The sequence below is a fragment of the Mycobacterium sp. IDUB_39 genome, from assembly GCF_055419205.1.
The window spans coordinates 567,989-586,295 of the sequence record NZ_JBVAXF010000002.1 but is presented as its reverse complement, the minus strand read 5'-3'; the positions used below and the strand labels follow the sequence as shown (position 1 = coordinate 586,295).

Genomic DNA, 18,307 nt, shown 5'->3' with positions numbered 1-18,307 from the left:
CGACGTCTGGCGCGCTAGTCGCCGGCGCGCGTGACGTCGTAGCCGAGGAGGCGTTCGGCCTCTTCGATGCCTCCCTGCAGATCGCCGACCGCGTTCATCTTCGACAGGTCCAGGCCGATCGTCACCAGGGTGAGCGCGATGTCAGAGGACAGCCCCGTGATGATGACGTTGGCGCCCATGAGGCCCGACGCGTCGACTGTCTGCACCAGGTGGTTGGCCACCGTCGAGTCGATGGTCGGCACACCCGTGATGTCGATGACGACGACCTTGGCGCGGTTGGCGCGGATCGCCCGCAGCAACTGTTCAGTGAGCTGACGGGCGCGAGGGCTGTCGAGTACGCCGATGATCGGCAGGATCAGCAGCTGCTCGCGCACCTGAAGCACCGGGGTGGACAGCTCGCGGATGGCCTCCTGCTGTTGACGGATGATGCGCTCGCGCTCCTGAACGAAGCTGACGCCCACGGTGTTTGCGATGCGGTTGGCGGCGGGCTCGTAGGCGTCGAGCACGCGGTTGAGCAGGTCGAAGTCGGTCTGGTACTTCTCGAACAGCGAGCGCGCGAGGACGTCGCGCAATAACAGCACGATGCCGAGCACCTCGTCTGTCTCGACACCACGGGGAATGATGCGCTCGGACAGGTCGCGGGCGTAGGCCTGCAGTGCCTCAACACTGCCCGTCTCGAGCACCTCGACGTAGTTGTCATAGACCGCGGTCGCCTCGGAGAACAACTCCTCGGGTGTCATGGCCGTCAGCAATTCGGCCACCGTGATGCGGCGAGCCCATTCCTCACGGAGCACGGTGCGGTTTTGTCTGAGGTGTTTCACCAGTTGAGGTAGCAAGCTCTCGCTGGATACCGCGTCGATCTCCAAGTCCTCAGACATTCTGCTCTCCCACCGAGTCGCGGACCACTGTGCGCATCGCCGAATTCGACACTAGCCTGGCGACACCCGGCGAGCCGCAGACTCGAATAATGTCAGCGGGTCGTCGGCGGGCACTAGGCTCGCGCAGGGAATGGTGTTGTGATGCGCCACGGGGAGAGAGGGAGGGGATGGCCGTTGTCATCAGATGATGGGATCTCGACCTCTGTTGAGCGACGGGACGATGTCACCGTACTGACAGTCGACGGTGTGGTGGATCTCGCCACCGCGCCAGCCCTGGAGAACCTCCTGACCGAATTGCTCGACGACGGGCCCGCCGGTGTGGTCATCGATCTCACCGCCGTGACGTTCCTGGCGTCCGTCGGACTGCGGATCCTCGCCGAGACGCACGAACGACTGGGCGGTTCGCGCAGATTCGCCGTGGTGGCCACCGGCCCGGTGACGGCACGGCCAATTCAGTTGACCCGCCTCGACGAGTTCCTGGCGCTCTACCCGTCGGTCGAGGACGCTCTGACGGGTCTGCGCGACGCTGCGCAGTAACGGACGCGCTAGCTACGGAAGCGCGTAATCCATCGGCGGACCATTCAGGTTCGAAACCGAACGGTCGGCGACGGCCGTCGCGACGGGTGTGCCGTCCAGGATGACGCCGACGATGGACACCTTGTCGTTGACCGCGAAAGTCGAACCGGCACTGCCGACCTGGCTTCCGGCACCGGTGATCGCCGTGGTGTCGGCGTTGACGAGGTAAGTGCGGTCCCAGCCATCCGCGCCGCGTGCGGTCACCGAATCTGCCGATACGGCAACTATCGTGCCCTCCAGACCGATGGTCTGCGGGGTCGGTACGACGGTATCGGAGGCCTCACCCGCGTAGGACACCGTGGACCCGATGAAGTACACGACAGCAGCGGAGACCACCGCGGCGAACGCAACGGCCGCCGAGATTGCCGCAATCGTGAAATTTGCCCCGCTGAGTCCCCGTTCCCGCACTCGGTGCCGTGAGGCCATGTCCTTCTCCGCTGGTTCGCGTCGTCCCGGTGACGACGTCTTCGTTGCATGTGTCAATACCCGGGTGGCCGAGTGCGGAAACCCTGACGACCCTCCGGCGGGTTGAACGCGCCGGGGACCTCGGTGCTGGCAGCCACCGACGGTGCCGCACCGACGCTGAACAGGCCGATGACGACGTCATCGTCGAGGTAGCGCGCCTGCAGGTGTAATCCGGGTGTGTGCGCCACGATGTCGGTGGTCTCGTCACCCGTCAGCGGGTAGTCATCGACCCGATGGCGCCAGTGCGCCGCGATCAGCGTGGCCCCGCGCGGCAGTCGAGGACACTCTCGGGACAGCACGGCGCGCAGCGAGGGTGCGTCAAGGTAGTAGCCCACCTCGGACAACACGACTAGGTCGACGTCGGCGGGCCAGGGCCCGTCGAGGGAGGACTGGAGCAGCGTGACGCCGCCGAGCTGGTCACCGTAAGACAGCCGCTCGCGGGCACGCTGCAGCGCCACCCCTGCGACGTCGGTGGCCGTCACCCGGTCACACCGTTGGCTCAGCATCTCGGTGAGCACGCCCACTGAGCATCCCGGCTCGAACGCGTGCCGGAAGCGCCGCCGCGGCAGCATCGCCATGGTGATCGCGTACTTGCGCGCCTCGTACCACCGTTCTTCGAGTTGCCAGGGGTCACGCGACGCCGCATACATATCGTCGAAGTAGCTGTCGGAAAGCCGCCCTGTCACAGGAACACCATCTCGCCGACCGCCATAAGTCTCTGCACGACGAACGGCGGCAAGATGGGGTCACCACCGGGTTCGAACGGTGCGAGTTGTGTGCGAAAGACATTGGCGGCGTTGCGCTTCCGGACCGAACAGCCGCCGTCCACGACGGGGCGGCGCATCCGCTGCCACGGCACGTCGGCGTCGTTTGGCTCGGCCCAGTGCCACATCCAGATCGGGTACTCCAGCAGTGTCGCCGACGTGGCGGCACACGCCGCCGCAGCGGACCGGCCGACCGCCTCGTGGTCGGGGTGGCCGTCGCCCCGCCACGTCGCCGCGCACCAGGATCCCGGCGCGGCGGCCGAAAGGAACTCGGTCAGCACGTCGGCGAGGGCATCCTCGTGACGTTCCAGTTCGCCGTCCGGCAGACCCAACCAGATCGGGGGGGCCAGACCCAGCATCCTGGTCGCCAGTTCGGTCTCCGCACGGCGGTCGCGTTCCAACCAGCGGCGCTCCAGAGGAGACAGGCCGGGGTAGGCGCCGCCACCGTCGCTGACCGCGACAACCGTGACGTCCACGCCGCGCATCCGCAGGGACGCCGCGGTCGCGCCGAAACCCAGTGTCTCGTCATCGGGGTGAGGCGCGACGACGATAAGCGATGGGCACTCGTCGAGGTCCAGCGATTCGACGTCGCGACGCCACCCGAGCCACGCACTGCTCGGCGTGCCGCCCCCGGCGATGGACCGCTCGGCGAACCGGGCGCAGTTGCTGATCCGCGCCGTCGTCATCGCGCCGCCAACCGGCCCAGCGTTGCGAGGTCACGTTCGGCGTGGCTCTGGCGCACGTACATCGTCAGGTCCGCGACCCGTTGGGCATGCCGACCGTCCAGCGCCAGCGGCGCCGGGCCCAGTGCCCGGCCAGTGCGGGTGATCGCCTCGTCGACGGCATGTTCGACCACGGCGCGGACCCGGCGCGCGATCAGTTCGGCGCGAACGTTATTGGGCGAGGAGTCGACCACGCACGCGGCGGATACCAGCATGGCCTCGGCGGCGGCCAGCGCCGCATCGATCGCACCCAGGTGCGCGTGGGCGTGAGCGTCCGCCGATGCGGAGCTGTGCTCGTCGGCCACAGCACGGTAGAGCGGGCCTGCGACGGCCCGCGCGCCACCCAGCCAGCAGGCCGCGACACCGATGGCGCCGTGCCAGAATCCGGGCCGGCTCAGGTACTCCCCCGGGGCGCCGACGGGGACCGCGGGCACGTCGGTGAACTGCACCGACCGGGTATCGCTGTCACGCATACCGGCGTTGCGCCAGCTCGCCGCCAGTGGTTGCACGCCGTCGGTGCGGAGATCGACGGCGTACAGGCCACGGTGGTCGTCGTCGCGTCGGGCGGTGACCAGTGCGTGCGTGCACAATCCGGCTCCCGAACACCACGCCTTGCTTCCGTTGAGCATCACGCCGTCATGAGCGTCCGAGGCGACCACCACATTGTCCGGTGCCTCCGCGGCCCACACACCCCAGAGCTGGTCGCGCTCGGGAGTCGGACCGTCCAGTTCGGTCAGGATCGCCGCGGCGTCGGTGTGGGCCTCGGCCAATCGTCCTGCCACGACGTCATTCTCGGTCATCGCGGCCAGCTTCCACCAGCGGGCGGCGGTCTGTCCCGACCCGGGGGCCGGCAGGTCGAGGTGTCCTGACTGGAGCCAGCGCCAGAGCAGTTCGACACTGCCGCCCTCCGGGCTCACACCTGGTCCTGCCGTGCGAGCTGCACCGAGCGCAGATGCGCCGCGAATCCCCGTGGCGCCCGGCCGATCTGCCGCGCAGAGGTCACCACCGAAAGCCGCGCGTCACGGTCGATGCGGTAGCCGTGTTCCTCGAATCGCCTGACCAGGTCGACGTCCTCATCGTTGGGCAGGTTCGCGAAACCGCCCACCCGCCAGTACGCCTCGGCCCGAAAGCCCATGTTGGCTCCGTGCACGTGTCCGTGACCGTCGGGCCGCCGCTTGGCCCGGTAGGCGGCGAGATAGCGACGGATCGCCGCCGCGGGATAGTGCCTCCAATTCGCGACGCGGACCACGCCGAGCACCATGTCGGCACCCGATGCCGTCTGGCGGACGAGCCAGTCCGGATCCACCACGCTGTCGGCGTCGGTGGTGGCGAACCAAACGGAGGACTGATCCGAGCCCATGCCGCACGTCGACCGCGCGTACGAGAAACCCGCGGCACGGGCCGCACCGACGTTGCCCGCCTCGATCTCGACGAAGTGCACGTCGGAGCCGAAACGCCCCGACAGTCGCTTCGAATCGTCGGTGCAGGAGTCCAGCACCACCACCACGAGGACCGGGACCGGCAGACACGCCGCCGCGGTCACGACGGCCTTCAGACACATCGGTAGGTGCCGCGCCTCATCATGCGCCGGAACGACGACGACAGCCTGCTGGTAGGTCATCTGCTGATCAAGCACGGTTTAGATCTACCCCGCGAGAATGCTCCGAAACCCTCCCCGATCAGTGGTTGTAGGCGTCGGAATGCGGGTAATCGCAGACTTGATCACCTGACGAGAGGACGGTCATGACACCTCGGGAATCCGGACGCTCAGAGCCCGACGTCGAGGCGGACCCGCACGTGGCGAGTTCGCGCGCCGACTCAGACGATGGCGACTCACACGTGGGCCGCACAGCTCCCGACGACGACTTCGACGCCGGCGAGTCGGGTGCCGAGGCTCGTGGCAGGCACCGCAAGCCGGACTGAGCGGTCTGGCTGTCAGCCGCCGGCGAATTGGCTGACGATGGCCTTGCAGAACGCAGGCAAGTCGTCGGGTGATCGACTCGACACCAGGTTTCCGTCGATCGCGACCTCCTCATCGACCGGATTCGCCCCCGCGTTGCGCAGGTCGGTGCGAATGCTCGGATACGACGTCAAGGTGCGGCCCTTGACGACACCGGCCTCCACCAGAGTCCACGGACCGTGGCAGATGACGCCGACGGGCTTGCCGGACTGCACGAAGTCGCGGACGAAGTCGACCGCGGAACTGTCGAGTCGAAGTTTGTCCGCGTTGACGGTGCCGCCCGGGATCAACAGCGCGTCATACTCGTCCACGGCCGCATCACTCACGATGCGGTCGACGTCGAACTCGCCCGCCGGCTCGAGGTCGTGGTCACGGGCGCTGATCTGTCCGGCCTGCAGTGACAGCAACTCGGTCTGACCGCCGGCATCACTCAACGCACTCCGCGGCTCCGCGAGTTCGCGGCGCTCGACACCGTCGGTCGCGAGAATCGCAATCCGCTTGCCATCAAGGACATTGCTCACGGCGAACCCCTTCCGTTCGGGTTGAATCTCAGCCTCCAGATGGAGCTTCCCGGCAACCAGCCCAGTGAAACGCGTCAGCTTGTCGCGACGCGCACCCCCTATCTGATGTCCGCAATAGCCACTGTCACAGACAGTCCGCTGCCGACACCAGATCGGCTGACATGTTCCGCCGCATCATCGTGAGTGCGGCGTCGCCGAGTTCGGGAAAGATCGGCGCGACGGCATCGGTGGGCACCACCACGTCGAGGTGCCGGATGTACCCGTCGAGCGCCGAGTAGAGGATGCACTGCTCGGTGACCTGGCCGGTCAGGACGACGCGCTGCGCCCCTATCCGGCCGAGCAGGTAGTCGAGCGGCGTGGCGTAGAAGGCGCTGTGGCGCACCTTGGTCAAGAACATGCACCCTTCGCCGGGCGCGATCGGCTCGACCAGGTCGGCTCGTTCGCCGTTCAGCGCGGCCCGTACCAGGTCCCGCGTGTCTGCACTGAAGTCGCCGCGGTTGTCGTTGACATAGACGAGGTCGACATCGTCTCGCGACCGGGCGCGCGCGATGAGATCGGCGAGCGGGTCGATGATCTCGGCCACGTTCGCCGCGAGCTGCTCGGCGTCGGGATGGTCGTAGGTGTTGAGCATGTCGATCACCAGCACCGCGGTTCTAGTCACCGAACCGGAGTACCCACCAATTCCGCCGCCATGCGCGGAGTCAGCTAAGTGCGGAATCCCGAGGAGTCGGCCACGGATTCAGCAGTGCTCGTGATGAACTCGTCAATGAGGTCGACCACCTCGGTGGGTGCCTCGACATGCGCGAAATGGCCCACGCCGGACAGCACTTCGACGCGGCAGTCCGGCCGTGCATCGAGCGCGGCGTACGCGTGATCGACCGGGATGATGGTGTCGTCCTCACCCCAAATGGCCAGAGTCGGCATCTCGGCGCGCAACTGCAGCCGGTTGAGTGCGCTGACCGCCTGGCCCCGATAGTCCACGACCGACCGCAGCGTGCGCAGGAACGCCTCACGCGTCGCGGGGTCGGAGAACGACGAGTACGCGTTCCAGATCTCGGCGCCCCGCGGTGACCGCAGCCCCATCGAGGTCAGCCAGCCGCGCACCGAATTCCCCACCCGCAGCACGGGTCCGGGCGCAATGACAGGCATGACGAGTTCGGCGCCCGGCGCCGACAGCAGGCGCAGAATCAGGCCGACGTCCTGGCCTAGTCCACCGCTACTGATCAACACGAGCCGACTGCAGTACTCGGGATGCTGGTAGAGGAACTGCATCGCGATACCACCGCCCAGCGAGTGACCGACGACGGTCGCCGAGTCGACTCCGAGTTCGTCGAGCAGGTCGCGCAGACCCACAGCAAACGCCCCCAGCGAGTAGTCGGTCCTCGGCTTTGCCGACTGACCGTGGCCCAGCAGGTCGGGAGCAATCACGCGGTACTTCTTGGCGAGCTGCGGCAGGATCGCACGCCAGGTCTCCGAACTCCCGGCCATGCCGTGAATCAAGAGCAGCGCCTCACCCTCGCCCTCGTCGTGGAAGGCGAACCGCTCGCCGTGAATGTCGATGAACTTCAGTTCTGTCACCGCGGTCTCCGATCCCTTCGGACTTCCAGCCTACCGGCGGGTAACCTTTCGCAGGTGAAGCTGATTTCGCCCACGGATTCGATATTCCTCGTGGGTGAGTCACGTGAGCATCCCATGCACGTCGCCGGCCTGCAGTTGTTCGAGCCACCCGCCGACGCGGGACCCGACTACTTACGGGACCTCTACGAGGTGATGGTCAAGAGCGACGACATCCAGCCGACATTCCGTAAACACCCTGGCAGCTTGCTGGGCGGTATCTCCAACGTGGCGTGGGCGTTCGACGACGATATCGACATCGATTACCACGTGCGCAGATCGGCATTGCCACGCCCCGGTCGGGTACGTGACCTGCTGGAGATGACGTCGCGGATGCACAGCACGCTGCTCGATCGGCACCGGCCGCTGTGGGAGGCACACCTCGTCGAGGGTCTGGCCGACGGCCGCTTCGCGGTCTACGTCAAGTTCCACCACTCGCTTATCGACGGCGTCTCGGCGCAGCGCCTGTTGATTCGCTCGCTCACACCGGACTCCGATGACCGCGACCCCCTGGTGCCGTGGACGATCGGGCCGAAGAAGCGCACCGCGGTCGAGCGGTCGAAGTCACCGTTGAAGTCGCTCCTCGACAATGCTGGTTCCCTGGCCCTGCTCGCTCCGTCGGGACTGTCCCTGGCCAAAGCCGCCCTCCTCGAACAGCAACTGACGCTGCCGTTCCGGGCACCCAAGACAATGTTCAACGTACCGATCGGCGGCGCCCGTCGGGTGGCTGCACAGTCGTGGCCGCTGGCACGGATTCGGGGCATCACGTCCGCGACGGGTGCGACGGTCAACGACGTCGTACTGGCCATGTGCTCGGGCGCATTGCGCGCCTACCTCATCGACCACGAGGCGCTGCCGGACGCCCCGCTGATCGCGATGGTTCCGGTGAGCCTGCGAGCCGAGGACGAGCAGGACGCCGGGGGCAACATGGTCGGCACGATCCTGTGCAACCTCGCCACCGATATCGAGGACCCCGCGAAACGCCTCGAGGCGATCAACAGGTCGATGCGCGAGAACAAGCAGGTGTTCGCCGAGTTGCCGCGCACCCAGGCTCTGGCGCTATCCGCATTCCTGATGTCGGGCATCGCGCTCGGCTTGGTGCCCGGCGTCGTCTCATCGACGCCACCACCGTTTAACATCGTCATCTCCAACGTGCCCGGTGCGCGTGAGCCGATGTACTGGAACGGCGCCCGGCTCGACGGCAACTATCCTTTCTCCATCGCACTCAACGGTCAGGCGCTCAACATCTCACTCACAAACAACGCCGACAACCTCGACTTCGGTCTGGTCGGTTGTCGACGCAGCGTGCCGCACCTGCAGCGTCTCCTGGGCCACCTCGAGGACTCCCTTGCCCAGCTCGAGAAGGCTGTCGGCATTTGACCGCCCTCGCTACACGGGATCCGGTTCGATGAGTCACGGAATCTACGACCGCTGCCTGTGCGGACATCGCCACCCCGAACACACGATGTTCGGGAGGTGCCGTGGCTGCCTGAACTGCACCGACGATATCGTCGACGAGGATGATGACCATCCCTACCAGCAGTGCGACTGCCGTGCGTACGTCCTCGGTGAGCGCGGTGAGCCCTCACCGCCGTCCGACGAGTCAGTACCGCCCGAAGACTATTGACACGTTGTTGCCGCCGAAGCCGAAACTGTTGCTGACGGCATACCGGTAGTCACCCCGTCTGGCCTCGCCCGTCACGACATCGAGGTCCATCCGCTCGTCGAGGTGGCGCAGGTTCAGTGTCGGCGGCACGATGCCGTCGCGCAGCGTGAGCACGGTCAGAGCGCACTCGACGGCGCCAGCCGCCCCGAAGGAGTGTCCGAGCGCGGCCTTCGACGCGTACACCGCGGGGCGGTGCTCCCCGAACACCTTCTTCAGCGCGGTCGCCTCGGCGAGGTCACCGGACACCACGCCTGCGGCGTGGGCGTTGACGTGGTCGATCTCGGTCGGAGCGAGCCCCGCGAGCTCTATCGCCCGTTCCATCGCATAGGCCTGCTGCTCGGCGCCGGGATCGGCGAAGAACGTGTCATAGCCGTCGGATGACATCCCGACACCCATGACACGGGCGAGGATGCGGGCGCCTCGCGCCTTGGCGTGCTCCTCGGTCTCCATGACGAGCATGGCGCCGGCCTCCGCGAAAACCGTGCCCGTCCGATCGCGGTCAAACGGGCGGCACGCGCCCTGCGGATCGTCGTTGTCGGTCGACAGAACGCCCTCGATCTGGGAGTACGCGGCGATCGGAACAGCCTCGATGTGCGACTCGACCCCACCGCAGATGACCATGTCGGCATCGCCGAACTGGATGCTCCGCCACGCCTCCGCGACCGCGGCCGCGCCGGACGCATCGCCCCGCAGCGGTGTGGTGACACCAGCCTGGGCACCGCGGTCCAACCCGACTGTCGCCGCCGGCGCGTTGGGCATGAACATCTGCACCACCAATGGCGAGACCGCCTTGAGCCCCTTGCTGCGCATCGCCTCGTAGGCGTGGATGACCTCCTCGGTGGTGCCCAGCCCGGTGCCCACGGCGACGCCGAGCCGCGTGGTGTCGACCTCGGGTGATCCGCAGTCCTCCCACGCGCGTCGGCTCAACACGAGCGCGTTCTTCTGCAGATACGACAGACGCCGAAGTTCAACGCGGGACAACTCGGCGTCGAAGTCCTCCAGGAGCTTCCCGCCGATCTTGGCCGGCAGGTCCAGGCCTTCCAGATTGGGCGCCGACAGCGGGCCGATGCCGCTACGGCCTTCGACCAGCGCAGACCAAGTGCCCTCGGTGTTCGCTGCCAGCGACGTGGTGAGCGCGACACCGGTGATGACGACGTCGGGAAGTGGACTCTGCATGGTTATCCGCCTCTCTGATAGCCGACGCTAGAACGTCACCGCGCCAGATACCCCAAAACGCCAGGAAACATGCCGCCGTTTGCTCTGCAGAGGTAGCCACCGACGGATACTCCCAAAACTTGTTGCCACCGTTTTTATCGCCACCTCGGCGAAACTCAAAATAGCCACGCCTGCGCTGTCACGAAGGCCACACCGGCGATGAGGGAAATCACCCCGGGCGCGTGGGGCCCGTCACAAGTCGGCATCCCGTCGTTTCACCGGGAGACTGACGGGCATCCTCCCCGTGGTGACGGGCGTTAACGCCCGCCTGACGCAAAGAGAGGACAGGTGTGGCTGTGCCACGCGGAACGGGACTGTACGACAACTCCGAGGAACCGGACGAGGACGACCGCGGCCGGCCCATGCAGTCGGCTGATGACGTGGACATCGACAAGCCCACTCCCGACGTGATCGAGGCAGACGACGAGGACGAACCCAGCGGGTGACGAACTCGGCCGATGGCCCTGCCGTCAGGACCGCAGGAATGCCAGCAGGTCAGCATTAATCACGTCGGCCTGCACGGTGGGCATACCGTGCGGGAATCCCTGATAGGTCTTGAGGATTCCGTTCGGTAGCAGTTCCGCGGACTTCGGGCCGGCCGCCACGTACGGCACGATCTGATCGTCCTCGCTGTGCATCACCAGCACCGGGATGGTGATCCTCTTGAGATCCTCGGTGAAGTCGGTCTGGGAGAACGCGACAATTCCGTCGTAGTGCGCCTTGGCCCCGCCCATCATGCCCTGCCGCCACCAGTTGGCGATGACGGCTTCGACGGGCTCCACCCCCGGCCGGTTGAAACCGTAGAACGGCCCCGACGGCAGGTCGCGGTAGAACTTCGACCGGTTGGCCGCCAGTTGCGCCTGCAAGTCGTCGAAGACCGATTTCGGCAGGCCCTCGGGATTGGCGTCGGTCTGCACCATCAACGGGGGCACCGCGCTGATGAGCGCTGCCTTCACTGCCCGGTCCTGGCCGTTGCGCGCGAGGTAGTGGGCCACCTCGCCGCCACCGGTCGAGTGCCCGACGTGGATCGCGTCGTGCAGATCGAGATGCTCGACCACCGCTGCGAGATCGTCGGCGTAGTGGTCCATATCGTGGCCGTCACCGGTCTGGCTGGAGCGGCCGTGGCCACGGCGGTCGTGGGCGATGACGCGGTAGCCCTGGGCCAGGAAGAACAGCATCTGGTTGTCCCAGTCGTCGGCCGATAGCGGCCAACCGTGACTGAAGACGATGGGTTGCCCAGTGCCCCAGTCCTTGTAGAAGATCTCGGTACCATCGGTCGTGGTGATCGTGGGCATGATGACCTCTCTGCGCAGTGGACTCTAAGACCACGATCGTCGCACGTCGACCACCGCCGGCCGCTCGAAAGACCACGGGATTACGGCTATCCGGTAGCAGAGAGACCCGGTAGCGGTAATGCCGCGCAGGCCAAGCAACACGGCGGAGGCGATGGGCTGCGGCGTATTCGCCGCGACCCATCGCACCCGCCGCTACGACTTAGTTGAGAACCTTCAGAGTGGTTCCGGCTGCGTCGAGCCCGCTCGAGTGGGCCTTGGCCACCGAACTCATAATCGCACCCGCCCAGAAGACGGTGTCCTTCATCGGTTTGTAGATGACTTCGGGATGCCGTTCGCCAGTGGCGTACGCGCCGTAAGCGAACTTGTCGTTCCGCCAGTCGTAGTTCGAGGCGTTGAGGTACCGCAGCCCCCTATCACCCGTCAGTTTGTGGACGCCTTCAAGCGCCGCCGCGAACCGCTGTTCCTCAGGCAGAGTCAGCAATTCACGTGCCCGGTCACCGGTGTCCCACGCAACAATGAGTTGCCCGTCGTAACCAGGCATGCCCGTTGACTCGTCCCAGAACTGGCACGGACCCACATCATGCTGGTTCACCATGTCAAAGCCCTCGGGCCGTACCGGGTGATCGAATTCGAGGATCGTCTTGAAGGCCACCGTCTGCTGAATGCCGTCGATCGTCTTACGTCGGTCCGACTCCAACGGAGGATCGAATGTGATGTCGTCGTGCTGCAGAACCCCGATGGGCACCGCGACAATGCACTTGGACGCCTCGAGTGCTTCAGGCCCGGCCTGTATCGTCACTCCGTTTTCGGAATACTGAATGGTGTTGACAACTGTGTTGTACCGAATATCGACGCCTTCAGCCACAGCTGTGGGGATTTCGTCGTATGGCGCCAGCAGCTTGAAGTCACCCGCGTAACCGTCGGGTTCAATCTTGCCCGTTTTCGACACATCGAAGCAGGACGTGAGAGTTTCGACGATTTCGGCGGCCGGATACGCGTCGAACTGTTCGTGATCGACTTGAATTCCAAGCAGGGCCAACGGGTAGTTCGTGCTGCCAATGCCGAGCCGCTGCAGATACTGTGTCGCTGTTTCAGAGGCTTTCGGCCACAACACCGGGGCGCACACCGCGAGGTCCAAACACCACCCCTTCGCCATCGTCATGCCGTGCCTGCAGACCGCTCAGTGAGGTCGTCGGGAGTACCGGCCACTCCTACAGGCGCGCGAAGCAGGGGTCCGCGTCCTCCTTGGGGATCGACGCGTTCTGACTGGAGAACTTCCCCACGACGCCGCTAGCGGTCACCTCGACACTGTCCGCGTGTATGCCGAGCGGGTAGTTGTCGTTGAGCTTCTTGGTGAGGTCATTCAGCGCCGTCTGCACCGCGTCCTTCGGCAGCGGGCCGTTGACGTCGAGAACCTGCAGATTGAGATCGCCATCGGCGACCACGGGTTTGGCCGTCACACTGTTGTCTCCGGCTTCGAGGATGATCGTGCCCGCGGCGGGATCGGTGCGGGCACCGGTGATCAGACTGCCCACCCCGGGGAGATTCGCGGCCACGGTGTCCTTGATGCCTGCCGATTTCCAGGTGAGGGTGGCTTCCAAGGATCCGATAGTGCCCTTGGCGTCGTCGGTCTCCTGCAGTCGCACGTCGGCCAGCGTCACGTCGGCCGTCATGCCATCGGCGTCCTGGACCCGGTCTCCCGCGGTCTCCACGGAGATGTTCGTGTAGTGCCCGGTGATGTGCTGCCACAGGAATGGCGGGTTCACGCCGAAGGAGATGGTGGCACCGTCCTGGACGACGCACTCGGCAACCGCCACCAGGATGCTGTCCGCGCGGTGTCGCGCATAGAGTTCCCCGCCGGCCAGTCCACCCGTCAGGATCGCGATGATGATGACCGCGACCAGGATGATCGATTGCCGGTTCCAAAACTGTGAGAACCTCTTCGGCTCTTCACCTTTGGATGGCGGACTGTCCGGCAGCGGTGGCGGCGCCTTTGGTGACGGTGGTGGTGGCGGCATTACCCGCGGCGGAGGTGGCGGTGGCACTGACCGCGGCGGAAGCGGTGGGGGTGCTCCGCGCGGAGGCAGCGGCGGGGGTGCTGCGCGCGGAGGCAGCGGCGGGGGCGGTGGCGCTGCACGCGGAGGTGGCGGTGGCGGGCGACCACCGGGTGGCCGGTATCCCGGCGGCGGACCCCCAGCCGGCGGACGGCCCGCAGGTGGTGGCGGTCTGCGCCGGATCTGCTCGGTCGGAGGTTCGGGTTGCCGGGGGCGCGGAATCCGTCGCGTCTCAGGGTCGGGAGGCGGCTGAGTCCCCCTGTCGCGCCAACCAGGCTGGCCGGGGCCCCGCGGCGGCGTCGTCACCATTGCGATTCTGCCTGAAGAACAACACGGATCGCCGAAATCGCAGCTGACGGCCCCGGACCTATTCGGGCCAGGCCGAGTTCTTGACGAGGTCGACCATGTCGATCCGATGAAACCCCGGCACGAAGTGCTCGAGCACGTCGGCGTTCATGGTGCCGAAGGTGGTCTCGGGCCGGTAACCGAATCCGTCGACGAACGCCTGCAGAATCCGGTTCTTGAAGTCCGGCCGCGGATGCACCGCGGTAACGGCGTCGATCTCGCCGACGGTGATCGCGTCCAGCCGAAGCCCGACGACGTCAGTTTCCACCCCAGCCGTGGTCGCGGCGATCACCGGATCCAGCTTGTGGGGCACCTCAGGCGTGGTGTGCAGCGCGATTGCCGTCCATACGATCTGGGCCTCCTGCTCAGAATGCCCGCGCGAGATGAGGAACTTCCTCGCCGCATCGGCACCGTCCATCTCGAACCGCTGCGTGGTACCACGATAGGGCGCCACCAGACCGGTGTCGTGGAACATGGCGGCGATGTAGAGCAGTTCGGGGTCGGGGGTTGCGCCCTGGCGGCGCGCCTGCAGACTTCCGAACAGGAACACTCGTCGCGAGTGATGGAAGATCAGCTCATTGGTGGTGTCCCGGATCAACTCGGTGGCCTCCCGAGCGAGAACGCTGTCTGGGATGCTCACTCCGGCAATGACTTCAGGGGTGTTGGCCATGGTATTCCTCTCCTCTGCGCTGGGGCGCCGACGCGGCTCCCGGTTCCTCCAGCATCGGCCGCCCGAGCGTGGAGCGGCAGCGTCCAGATGGACGCGAAACCCTCACATGTGGACATGGCCGCCACAACGGCGCAGATTGGCCACCATGGCACCAGGCCCAGTCCCCCATGCCGTCGTCGTACTGCTCTACGACGGCATCCAGTCGCTCGACGTGACGGGACCCATCGACGCCTTCGCGGCTGCCAACGCCCTCGGCGCGCACTACCGGATCATCAACACCTCACTCACCGGCGAGGACGTGGTCGCCAGCTCGGGGATCCGGCTCGGAGTCGACATGGCGGTGGACGCGCTGCCGCAGCCCATCGGCACGCTCCTGGTGCCCGGTGCACCGAACTGGCAGAGGAGCATCAGCGACCCCGCCCTCATCGACGCCGTCCGCACACTGGCGAAACGCAGCCGCCGCACGGTCTCCATCTGCGCCGGAGCGTTCCCCCTTGCGGCAACCGGATTGCTCGACGGGCGACGGGTCGCCACCCACTGGAAGCTCGCAAACCACCTGGCCGCCCGATTTCCCGAACTCACTGTGGACTCGGCCGCAATCTTCGTCACCGACGGTGACTACGTCACATCGGCAGGTGTCACCGCGGGTATCGACCTCAGCCTGTCGCTGATCGAGCACGACCACGGCGCGACACTGGCCCGCGAAGTCGCCAGGGAGCTGGTCGTCTTCATGGCCCGCCCCGGTGACCAATCACAGTTCAGCGTCCGCCTGGACGCGCTGCCCACCGACAGCTCCATCGTGCGGAACGTCATGAACCTCATCACCAGCGATCCGAGTCACAACCACTCCCTGCGCTCGCTGTCCGAGGCCGCGGGGGTGAGCGCTCGCCACCTATCCCGACTGTTCCTCGCCGAGACTGGCTACACGGCACAACGTTTCGTCGACCGGACGCGGCTCGAGGCGGCCTGCACCCTGCTCACCAGCGGTCACGACTCCCTCGATCACGTCGCGGAACGGACGGGAACCGGATCCGGCGAATCCCTGCGCCGACTGTTCAAGCGCGAACTGGGCATCACACCCGGCACCTACCGCAAGCGCTTCGAGACGGCACGTCGGCACGCGTCCCGCTAGCCGCGATGGCCGAGCCCGGTGCTCGGCACCGAGCCGCGCTACGTTGGAGGCTGGAACGCACGACTTGTTTCAACCCCACGTCGCGCTGGCAATACTGCGACACGACAACCGGTCGACGACCAACACATCGCGAAGGGGGCACATGTCTGAGGCGGCAGAGTCCGAACCCGACGATCAGGCCCACGAGCCCTCCGAACCCACCTTCGACGAACATCTGCACCCGGCGCGCCCGCGCTCGCTTCGGTTCCGCCCGCGTGTGCGAGCACCGTTCACCCGGCGTTCCGTTGCCCAGGACGGGCCCGCGACCGCCGACAACCCGGCATATGTGTCCTGGCTGCTCACGCAATCGATGCTGGCCGACGCCAACGAGATCAGTCAGCAGTTCTCCGGCCAGGGTTCGATGTGGCAGAACCCGTATGCCACCCCGAGCCCCCGCCACGCGGTCGACACCGCCTCGGTGTGGTTCACCGCGTATCCGTTGTCGCTGATCACCCGTCCCAACGAGTCATTCCTCAAGGCCATGGCCGATGAGGGCATGTGGAAGGCATTCGCCGAGATCGGCATCGAGGCCATCCACACCGGTCCCGTCAAACGCGCCGGAGGTCTCTCCGGATGGGAGCAGACCCCCAGCGTCGATGGCCACTTCGACCGCATCAGCACCCAGATCGACCCAGCCTTCGGCACCGAGGACGAGTTCCGCACCATGTGCGGCACCGCGAACTGGTACGGCGGCACCATCATCGACGACATCGTGCCGGGGCACACCGGCAAGGGCGCGGACTTCCGGCTGGCGGAGATGAAGTACGCCGACTACCCCGGCATCTATCACATGGTCGAGATCGACGAGCGCGACTGGGAGAACCTGCCCGCGGTGCCGCCCGGAGCCGATTCGGTGAACATTGACGCCGAGACCGAGCAGTGGCTGGACAAGGCCGGCTACATCATCGGCCGGCTGCAGCGGGTGATCTTCTACGCCGAGGGCGTCAAGGAGACCAATTGGAGTGTCACCCGTTCGGTGCTTGGCACCGACGGTGTGCAGCGCCGATGGGTTTACCTGCACTACTTCAAGGACGGTCAGCCCTCGATCAACTGGCTGGACCCGTCCTTCGCCGGCATGCGCCTGGTCATCGGGGACGCCCTGCACTCGCTCACCGACCTGGGCACCGGTGGACTTCGACTGGACGCGAACGGATTCCTGGGCGCGGAGAAGACCGCCGCCGAGGACAGCACGGCGTGGTCGGAGGGCCATCCTCTGTCGGAGGCCGCCAACCACCTGATCGCGAGCATGGTGCGCAAGGTCGGCGGCTTCACCTTCCAGGAGCTGAACCTCACCATCGACGACATACGAGACGTCGGCGCGGCTGGTGCGGACCTGTCCTATGACTTCATCAACCGACCTGCCTATCAACACGCGCTGGCCACCGCCGACACGGAGTTCCTCCGGCTGACACTGCGCACCACGCTCGAACTCGGAGTCGACCCCGCCTCCCTGGTGCACGCGCTGCAGAACCACGACGAGCTGACCTACGAACTGGTGCACTGGTCGACCGGCCACCGCGATGACGTCTTCACCTACAAGGGCGAGGAGATCACCGGAGAGGCGCTCGGCGAGACGATCCGCGCCGACCTCACCCAGAAGCTCACGGGCCAGAACGGTCCCTACAACCTGGTTTTCACCACCAACGGAATCGCCTGCACCACTGCCACCGTCATCGCTGCCACCCTCGGCGTCACCGACCTGGACACCATCGACGATATCGATCACATCAGACGGGCTCATCTCCTGCTGGCGATGTTCAACGCCCTGCAGCCCGGTGTCTTCGCACTGTCGGGATGGGATCTGTGCGGGATGCTGACCTTGCCACCCTCGAACATCCCGGAGTTGCTGCGCGGGGGCGACACCCGCTGGATTCACCGATCGGCTCACGACCTGATGGGCGTCAACCCGTCGGCGACTCAATCGCTGGCCGGAATGCCCAGAGGCAGAAGCCTTTACGGTTCCATTCCCGAGCAGATGGCCGACGACGCCAGTTTCCTGCGCCAGCTACAGGCAATTCTGCGAGTTCGGTCCCACTACGGAATCGCCACCAGCCGCCAGATCGACATCCCCGAGGTCTCACACCGCGGCATGCTGGTGCTGGTGCATCAACTGGCCGACGAGGGGCAGTATCAGCTCACCGTGCTCAACTTCGCCAACGAGGATGTCGCAGGTACCGTGCGGTCCGAGAAGCTGCCTCCCAGCGGGGTGGTATCGGACATGTTCACCGGCAAGCCGTTTGCGACAGTGGATGATCTACACAGCTTCACCGTCGAGATGCCGGCCCACCACGGTATGTCGCTTCTCGTCGAGGCGCCCGTTCAGGAGCCGGCAGTCGCAGAGTCGAGCAGTCCCTGAAGCACTGTGTCGCAGACCCTTTGACCGCAAGCTCT

Annotated in this window: 22 protein-coding genes; 8 read left to right on the top strand and 14 right to left on the bottom strand. The window is 66.1% G+C overall.

The features are described from left to right. Positions 1 to 14: 14 nt before the first annotated feature. The gene (locus ACZY0X_RS09120; protein ID WP_463769580.1) at positions 15 to 878 is read right to left on the bottom strand and encodes an STAS domain-containing protein; all 864 of its coding nucleotides are present in this window, start codon (positions 876 to 878) and stop codon (positions 15 to 17) included. 174 nt (positions 879 to 1,052) lie between these two features. On the opposite strand from ACZY0X_RS09120, the gene ACZY0X_RS09115 reads away from it, so the two are divergent. Beyond that, a complete protein-coding gene (locus tag ACZY0X_RS09115; RefSeq protein WP_463769578.1) occupies positions 1,053 to 1,415 on the top strand; it encodes an STAS domain-containing protein in 363 nt (120 codons plus the stop codon). Positions 1,416 to 1,427: 12 nt separating this feature from the next. Here the strand turns inward: ACZY0X_RS09115 and ACZY0X_RS09110 are convergent, their stop codons facing one another. The 5 genes from ACZY0X_RS09110 to ACZY0X_RS09090 are packed head-to-tail and all read right to left on the bottom strand — an operon-like array spanning position 1,428 to position 5,026. Continuing rightward, positions 1,428 to 1,880, bottom strand: a complete 453-nt coding sequence (locus tag ACZY0X_RS09110) for a hypothetical protein (RefSeq protein ID WP_463769576.1) — start codon at positions 1,878 to 1,880, stop codon at positions 1,428 to 1,430. Between the two features lie 53 nt (positions 1,881 to 1,933). Further along, complete coding sequence (locus ACZY0X_RS09105; RefSeq protein WP_463769574.1) at positions 1,934 to 2,605, bottom strand: SAM-dependent methyltransferase; 672 nt, start codon at positions 2,603 to 2,605, stop codon at positions 1,934 to 1,936. Then, positions 2,602 to 3,369, bottom strand: coding sequence for a PIG-L deacetylase family protein (locus ACZY0X_RS09100; protein ID WP_463769572.1), 768 nt, complete (start codon positions 3,367 to 3,369; stop codon positions 2,602 to 2,604). Before ACZY0X_RS09100 ends, ACZY0X_RS09105 begins: the two co-directional genes overlap by 4 nt. Beyond that, complete coding sequence (locus tag ACZY0X_RS09095; protein WP_463769570.1) at positions 3,366 to 4,322, bottom strand: acyl-CoA dehydrogenase family protein; 957 nt, start codon at positions 4,320 to 4,322, stop codon at positions 3,366 to 3,368. Before ACZY0X_RS09095 ends, ACZY0X_RS09100 begins: the two co-directional genes overlap by 4 nt. Further along, positions 4,319 to 5,026, bottom strand: a complete 708-nt coding sequence (locus ACZY0X_RS09090) for a glycosyltransferase family 2 protein (RefSeq protein WP_463770579.1) — start codon at positions 5,024 to 5,026, stop codon at positions 4,319 to 4,321. Before ACZY0X_RS09090 ends, ACZY0X_RS09095 begins: the two co-directional genes overlap by 4 nt. 122 nt (positions 5,027 to 5,148) lie before the next feature. Between ACZY0X_RS09090 and ACZY0X_RS09085 the strand changes: the two genes are divergently transcribed. Beyond that, positions 5,149 to 5,328, top strand: a complete 180-nt coding sequence (locus ACZY0X_RS09085; protein WP_463769568.1) for a hypothetical protein — start codon at positions 5,149 to 5,151, stop codon at positions 5,326 to 5,328. A gap of 12 nt (positions 5,329 to 5,340) precedes the next feature. Here ACZY0X_RS09085 and ACZY0X_RS09080 read toward each other — a convergent pair whose 3' ends face one another. The 3 genes from ACZY0X_RS09080 to ACZY0X_RS09070 form a co-directional block, all read right to left on the bottom strand. Further along, positions 5,341 to 5,886, bottom strand: a complete 546-nt coding sequence (locus ACZY0X_RS09080) for a type 1 glutamine amidotransferase domain-containing protein (protein ID WP_463769566.1) — start codon at positions 5,884 to 5,886, stop codon at positions 5,341 to 5,343. Between the two features lie 124 nt (positions 5,887 to 6,010). Next, positions 6,011 to 6,547, bottom strand: a complete 537-nt coding sequence (locus tag ACZY0X_RS09075; RefSeq protein ID WP_463769564.1) for a cysteine hydrolase family protein — start codon at positions 6,545 to 6,547, stop codon at positions 6,011 to 6,013. A 44-nt stretch (positions 6,548 to 6,591) separates the two neighbouring features. Further along, complete coding sequence (locus tag ACZY0X_RS09070; protein WP_463769562.1) at positions 6,592 to 7,464, bottom strand: alpha/beta fold hydrolase; 873 nt, start codon at positions 7,462 to 7,464, stop codon at positions 6,592 to 6,594. 54 nt (positions 7,465 to 7,518) lie between these two features. Between ACZY0X_RS09070 and ACZY0X_RS09065 the strand changes: the two genes are divergently transcribed. Both ACZY0X_RS09065 and ACZY0X_RS09060 read left to right on the top strand, forming a co-directional pair. Further along, positions 7,519 to 8,880 carry a WS/DGAT/MGAT family O-acyltransferase gene (locus ACZY0X_RS09065; protein ID WP_463769560.1) on the top strand — a complete coding sequence of 454 codons (1,362 nt, stop codon included), beginning with the start codon at positions 7,519 to 7,521 and terminating at the stop codon, positions 8,878 to 8,880. Positions 8,881 to 8,908: 28 nt separating this feature from the next. Then, positions 8,909 to 9,127: a hypothetical protein gene (locus ACZY0X_RS09060; RefSeq protein WP_463769558.1), complete on the top strand. Its 219-nt coding sequence runs from the start codon at positions 8,909 to 8,911 to the stop codon at positions 9,125 to 9,127. Here the strand turns inward: ACZY0X_RS09060 and ACZY0X_RS09055 are convergent. After that, on the bottom strand, positions 9,104 to 10,342 hold the full coding sequence (locus ACZY0X_RS09055) for a KasA/KasB family beta-ketoacyl-ACP synthase (RefSeq protein WP_463769556.1): 1,239 nt from the start codon (positions 10,340 to 10,342) through the stop codon (positions 9,104 to 9,106). The genes ACZY0X_RS09060 and ACZY0X_RS09055 overlap by 24 nt on opposite strands. 335 nt (positions 10,343 to 10,677) lie before the next feature. Here ACZY0X_RS09055 and ACZY0X_RS09050 point away from each other — a divergent pair, with 335 nt between their 5' ends. Beyond that, positions 10,678 to 10,827 (top strand): hypothetical protein, encoded by a 150-nt coding sequence (locus ACZY0X_RS09050; RefSeq protein ID WP_463769554.1) that lies wholly within the window; start codon positions 10,678 to 10,680, stop codon positions 10,825 to 10,827. A 24-nt stretch (positions 10,828 to 10,851) separates the two neighbouring features. Here the strand turns inward: ACZY0X_RS09050 and ACZY0X_RS09045 are convergent, their stop codons facing one another. The 3 genes from ACZY0X_RS09045 to ACZY0X_RS09035 form a co-directional block, all read right to left on the bottom strand. Continuing rightward, positions 10,852 to 11,676 (bottom strand): alpha/beta fold hydrolase, encoded by an 825-nt coding sequence (locus ACZY0X_RS09045; RefSeq protein ID WP_463769552.1) that lies wholly within the window; start codon positions 11,674 to 11,676, stop codon positions 10,852 to 10,854. A gap of 199 nt (positions 11,677 to 11,875) precedes the next feature. After that, positions 11,876 to 12,838 carry a flavin monoamine oxidase family protein gene (locus ACZY0X_RS09040; RefSeq protein WP_463769550.1) on the bottom strand — a complete coding sequence of 321 codons (963 nt, stop codon included), beginning with the start codon at positions 12,836 to 12,838 and terminating at the stop codon, positions 11,876 to 11,878. 49 nt (positions 12,839 to 12,887) lie between these two features. After that, entirely contained in the window at positions 12,888 to 13,541 is a 654-nt protein-coding gene (locus ACZY0X_RS09035) for an LmeA family phospholipid-binding protein (RefSeq protein ID WP_463770577.1), read from the bottom strand. A 116-nt stretch (positions 13,542 to 13,657) separates the two neighbouring features. On the opposite strand from ACZY0X_RS09035, the gene ACZY0X_RS09030 reads away from it, so the two are divergent. After that, on the top strand, positions 13,658 to 14,086 hold the full coding sequence (locus ACZY0X_RS09030; RefSeq protein ID WP_463770651.1) for a hypothetical protein: 429 nt from the start codon (positions 13,658 to 13,660) through the stop codon (positions 14,084 to 14,086). Positions 14,087 to 14,097: 11 nt separating this feature from the next. Here ACZY0X_RS09030 and ACZY0X_RS09025 read toward each other — a convergent pair whose 3' ends face one another. Further along, on the bottom strand, positions 14,098 to 14,745 hold the full coding sequence (locus tag ACZY0X_RS09025) for an HD domain-containing protein (RefSeq protein WP_463769548.1): 648 nt from the start codon (positions 14,743 to 14,745) through the stop codon (positions 14,098 to 14,100). Positions 14,746 to 14,890: 145 nt separating this feature from the next. On the opposite strand from ACZY0X_RS09025, the gene ACZY0X_RS09020 reads away from it, so the two are divergent. Together ACZY0X_RS09020 and treS are read left to right on the top strand one after the other, a co-directional pair. After that, the gene (locus ACZY0X_RS09020) at positions 14,891 to 15,877 is read left to right on the top strand and encodes a GlxA family transcriptional regulator (protein WP_463769546.1); all 987 of its coding nucleotides are present in this window, start codon (positions 14,891 to 14,893) and stop codon (positions 15,875 to 15,877) included. Positions 15,878 to 16,019: 142 nt separating this feature from the next. Continuing rightward, entirely contained in the window at positions 16,020 to 18,272 is a 2,253-nt protein-coding gene (gene treS / locus ACZY0X_RS09015) for a maltose alpha-D-glucosyltransferase (protein WP_463769544.1), read from the top strand. Positions 18,273 to 18,307 lie beyond the last annotated feature (35 nt).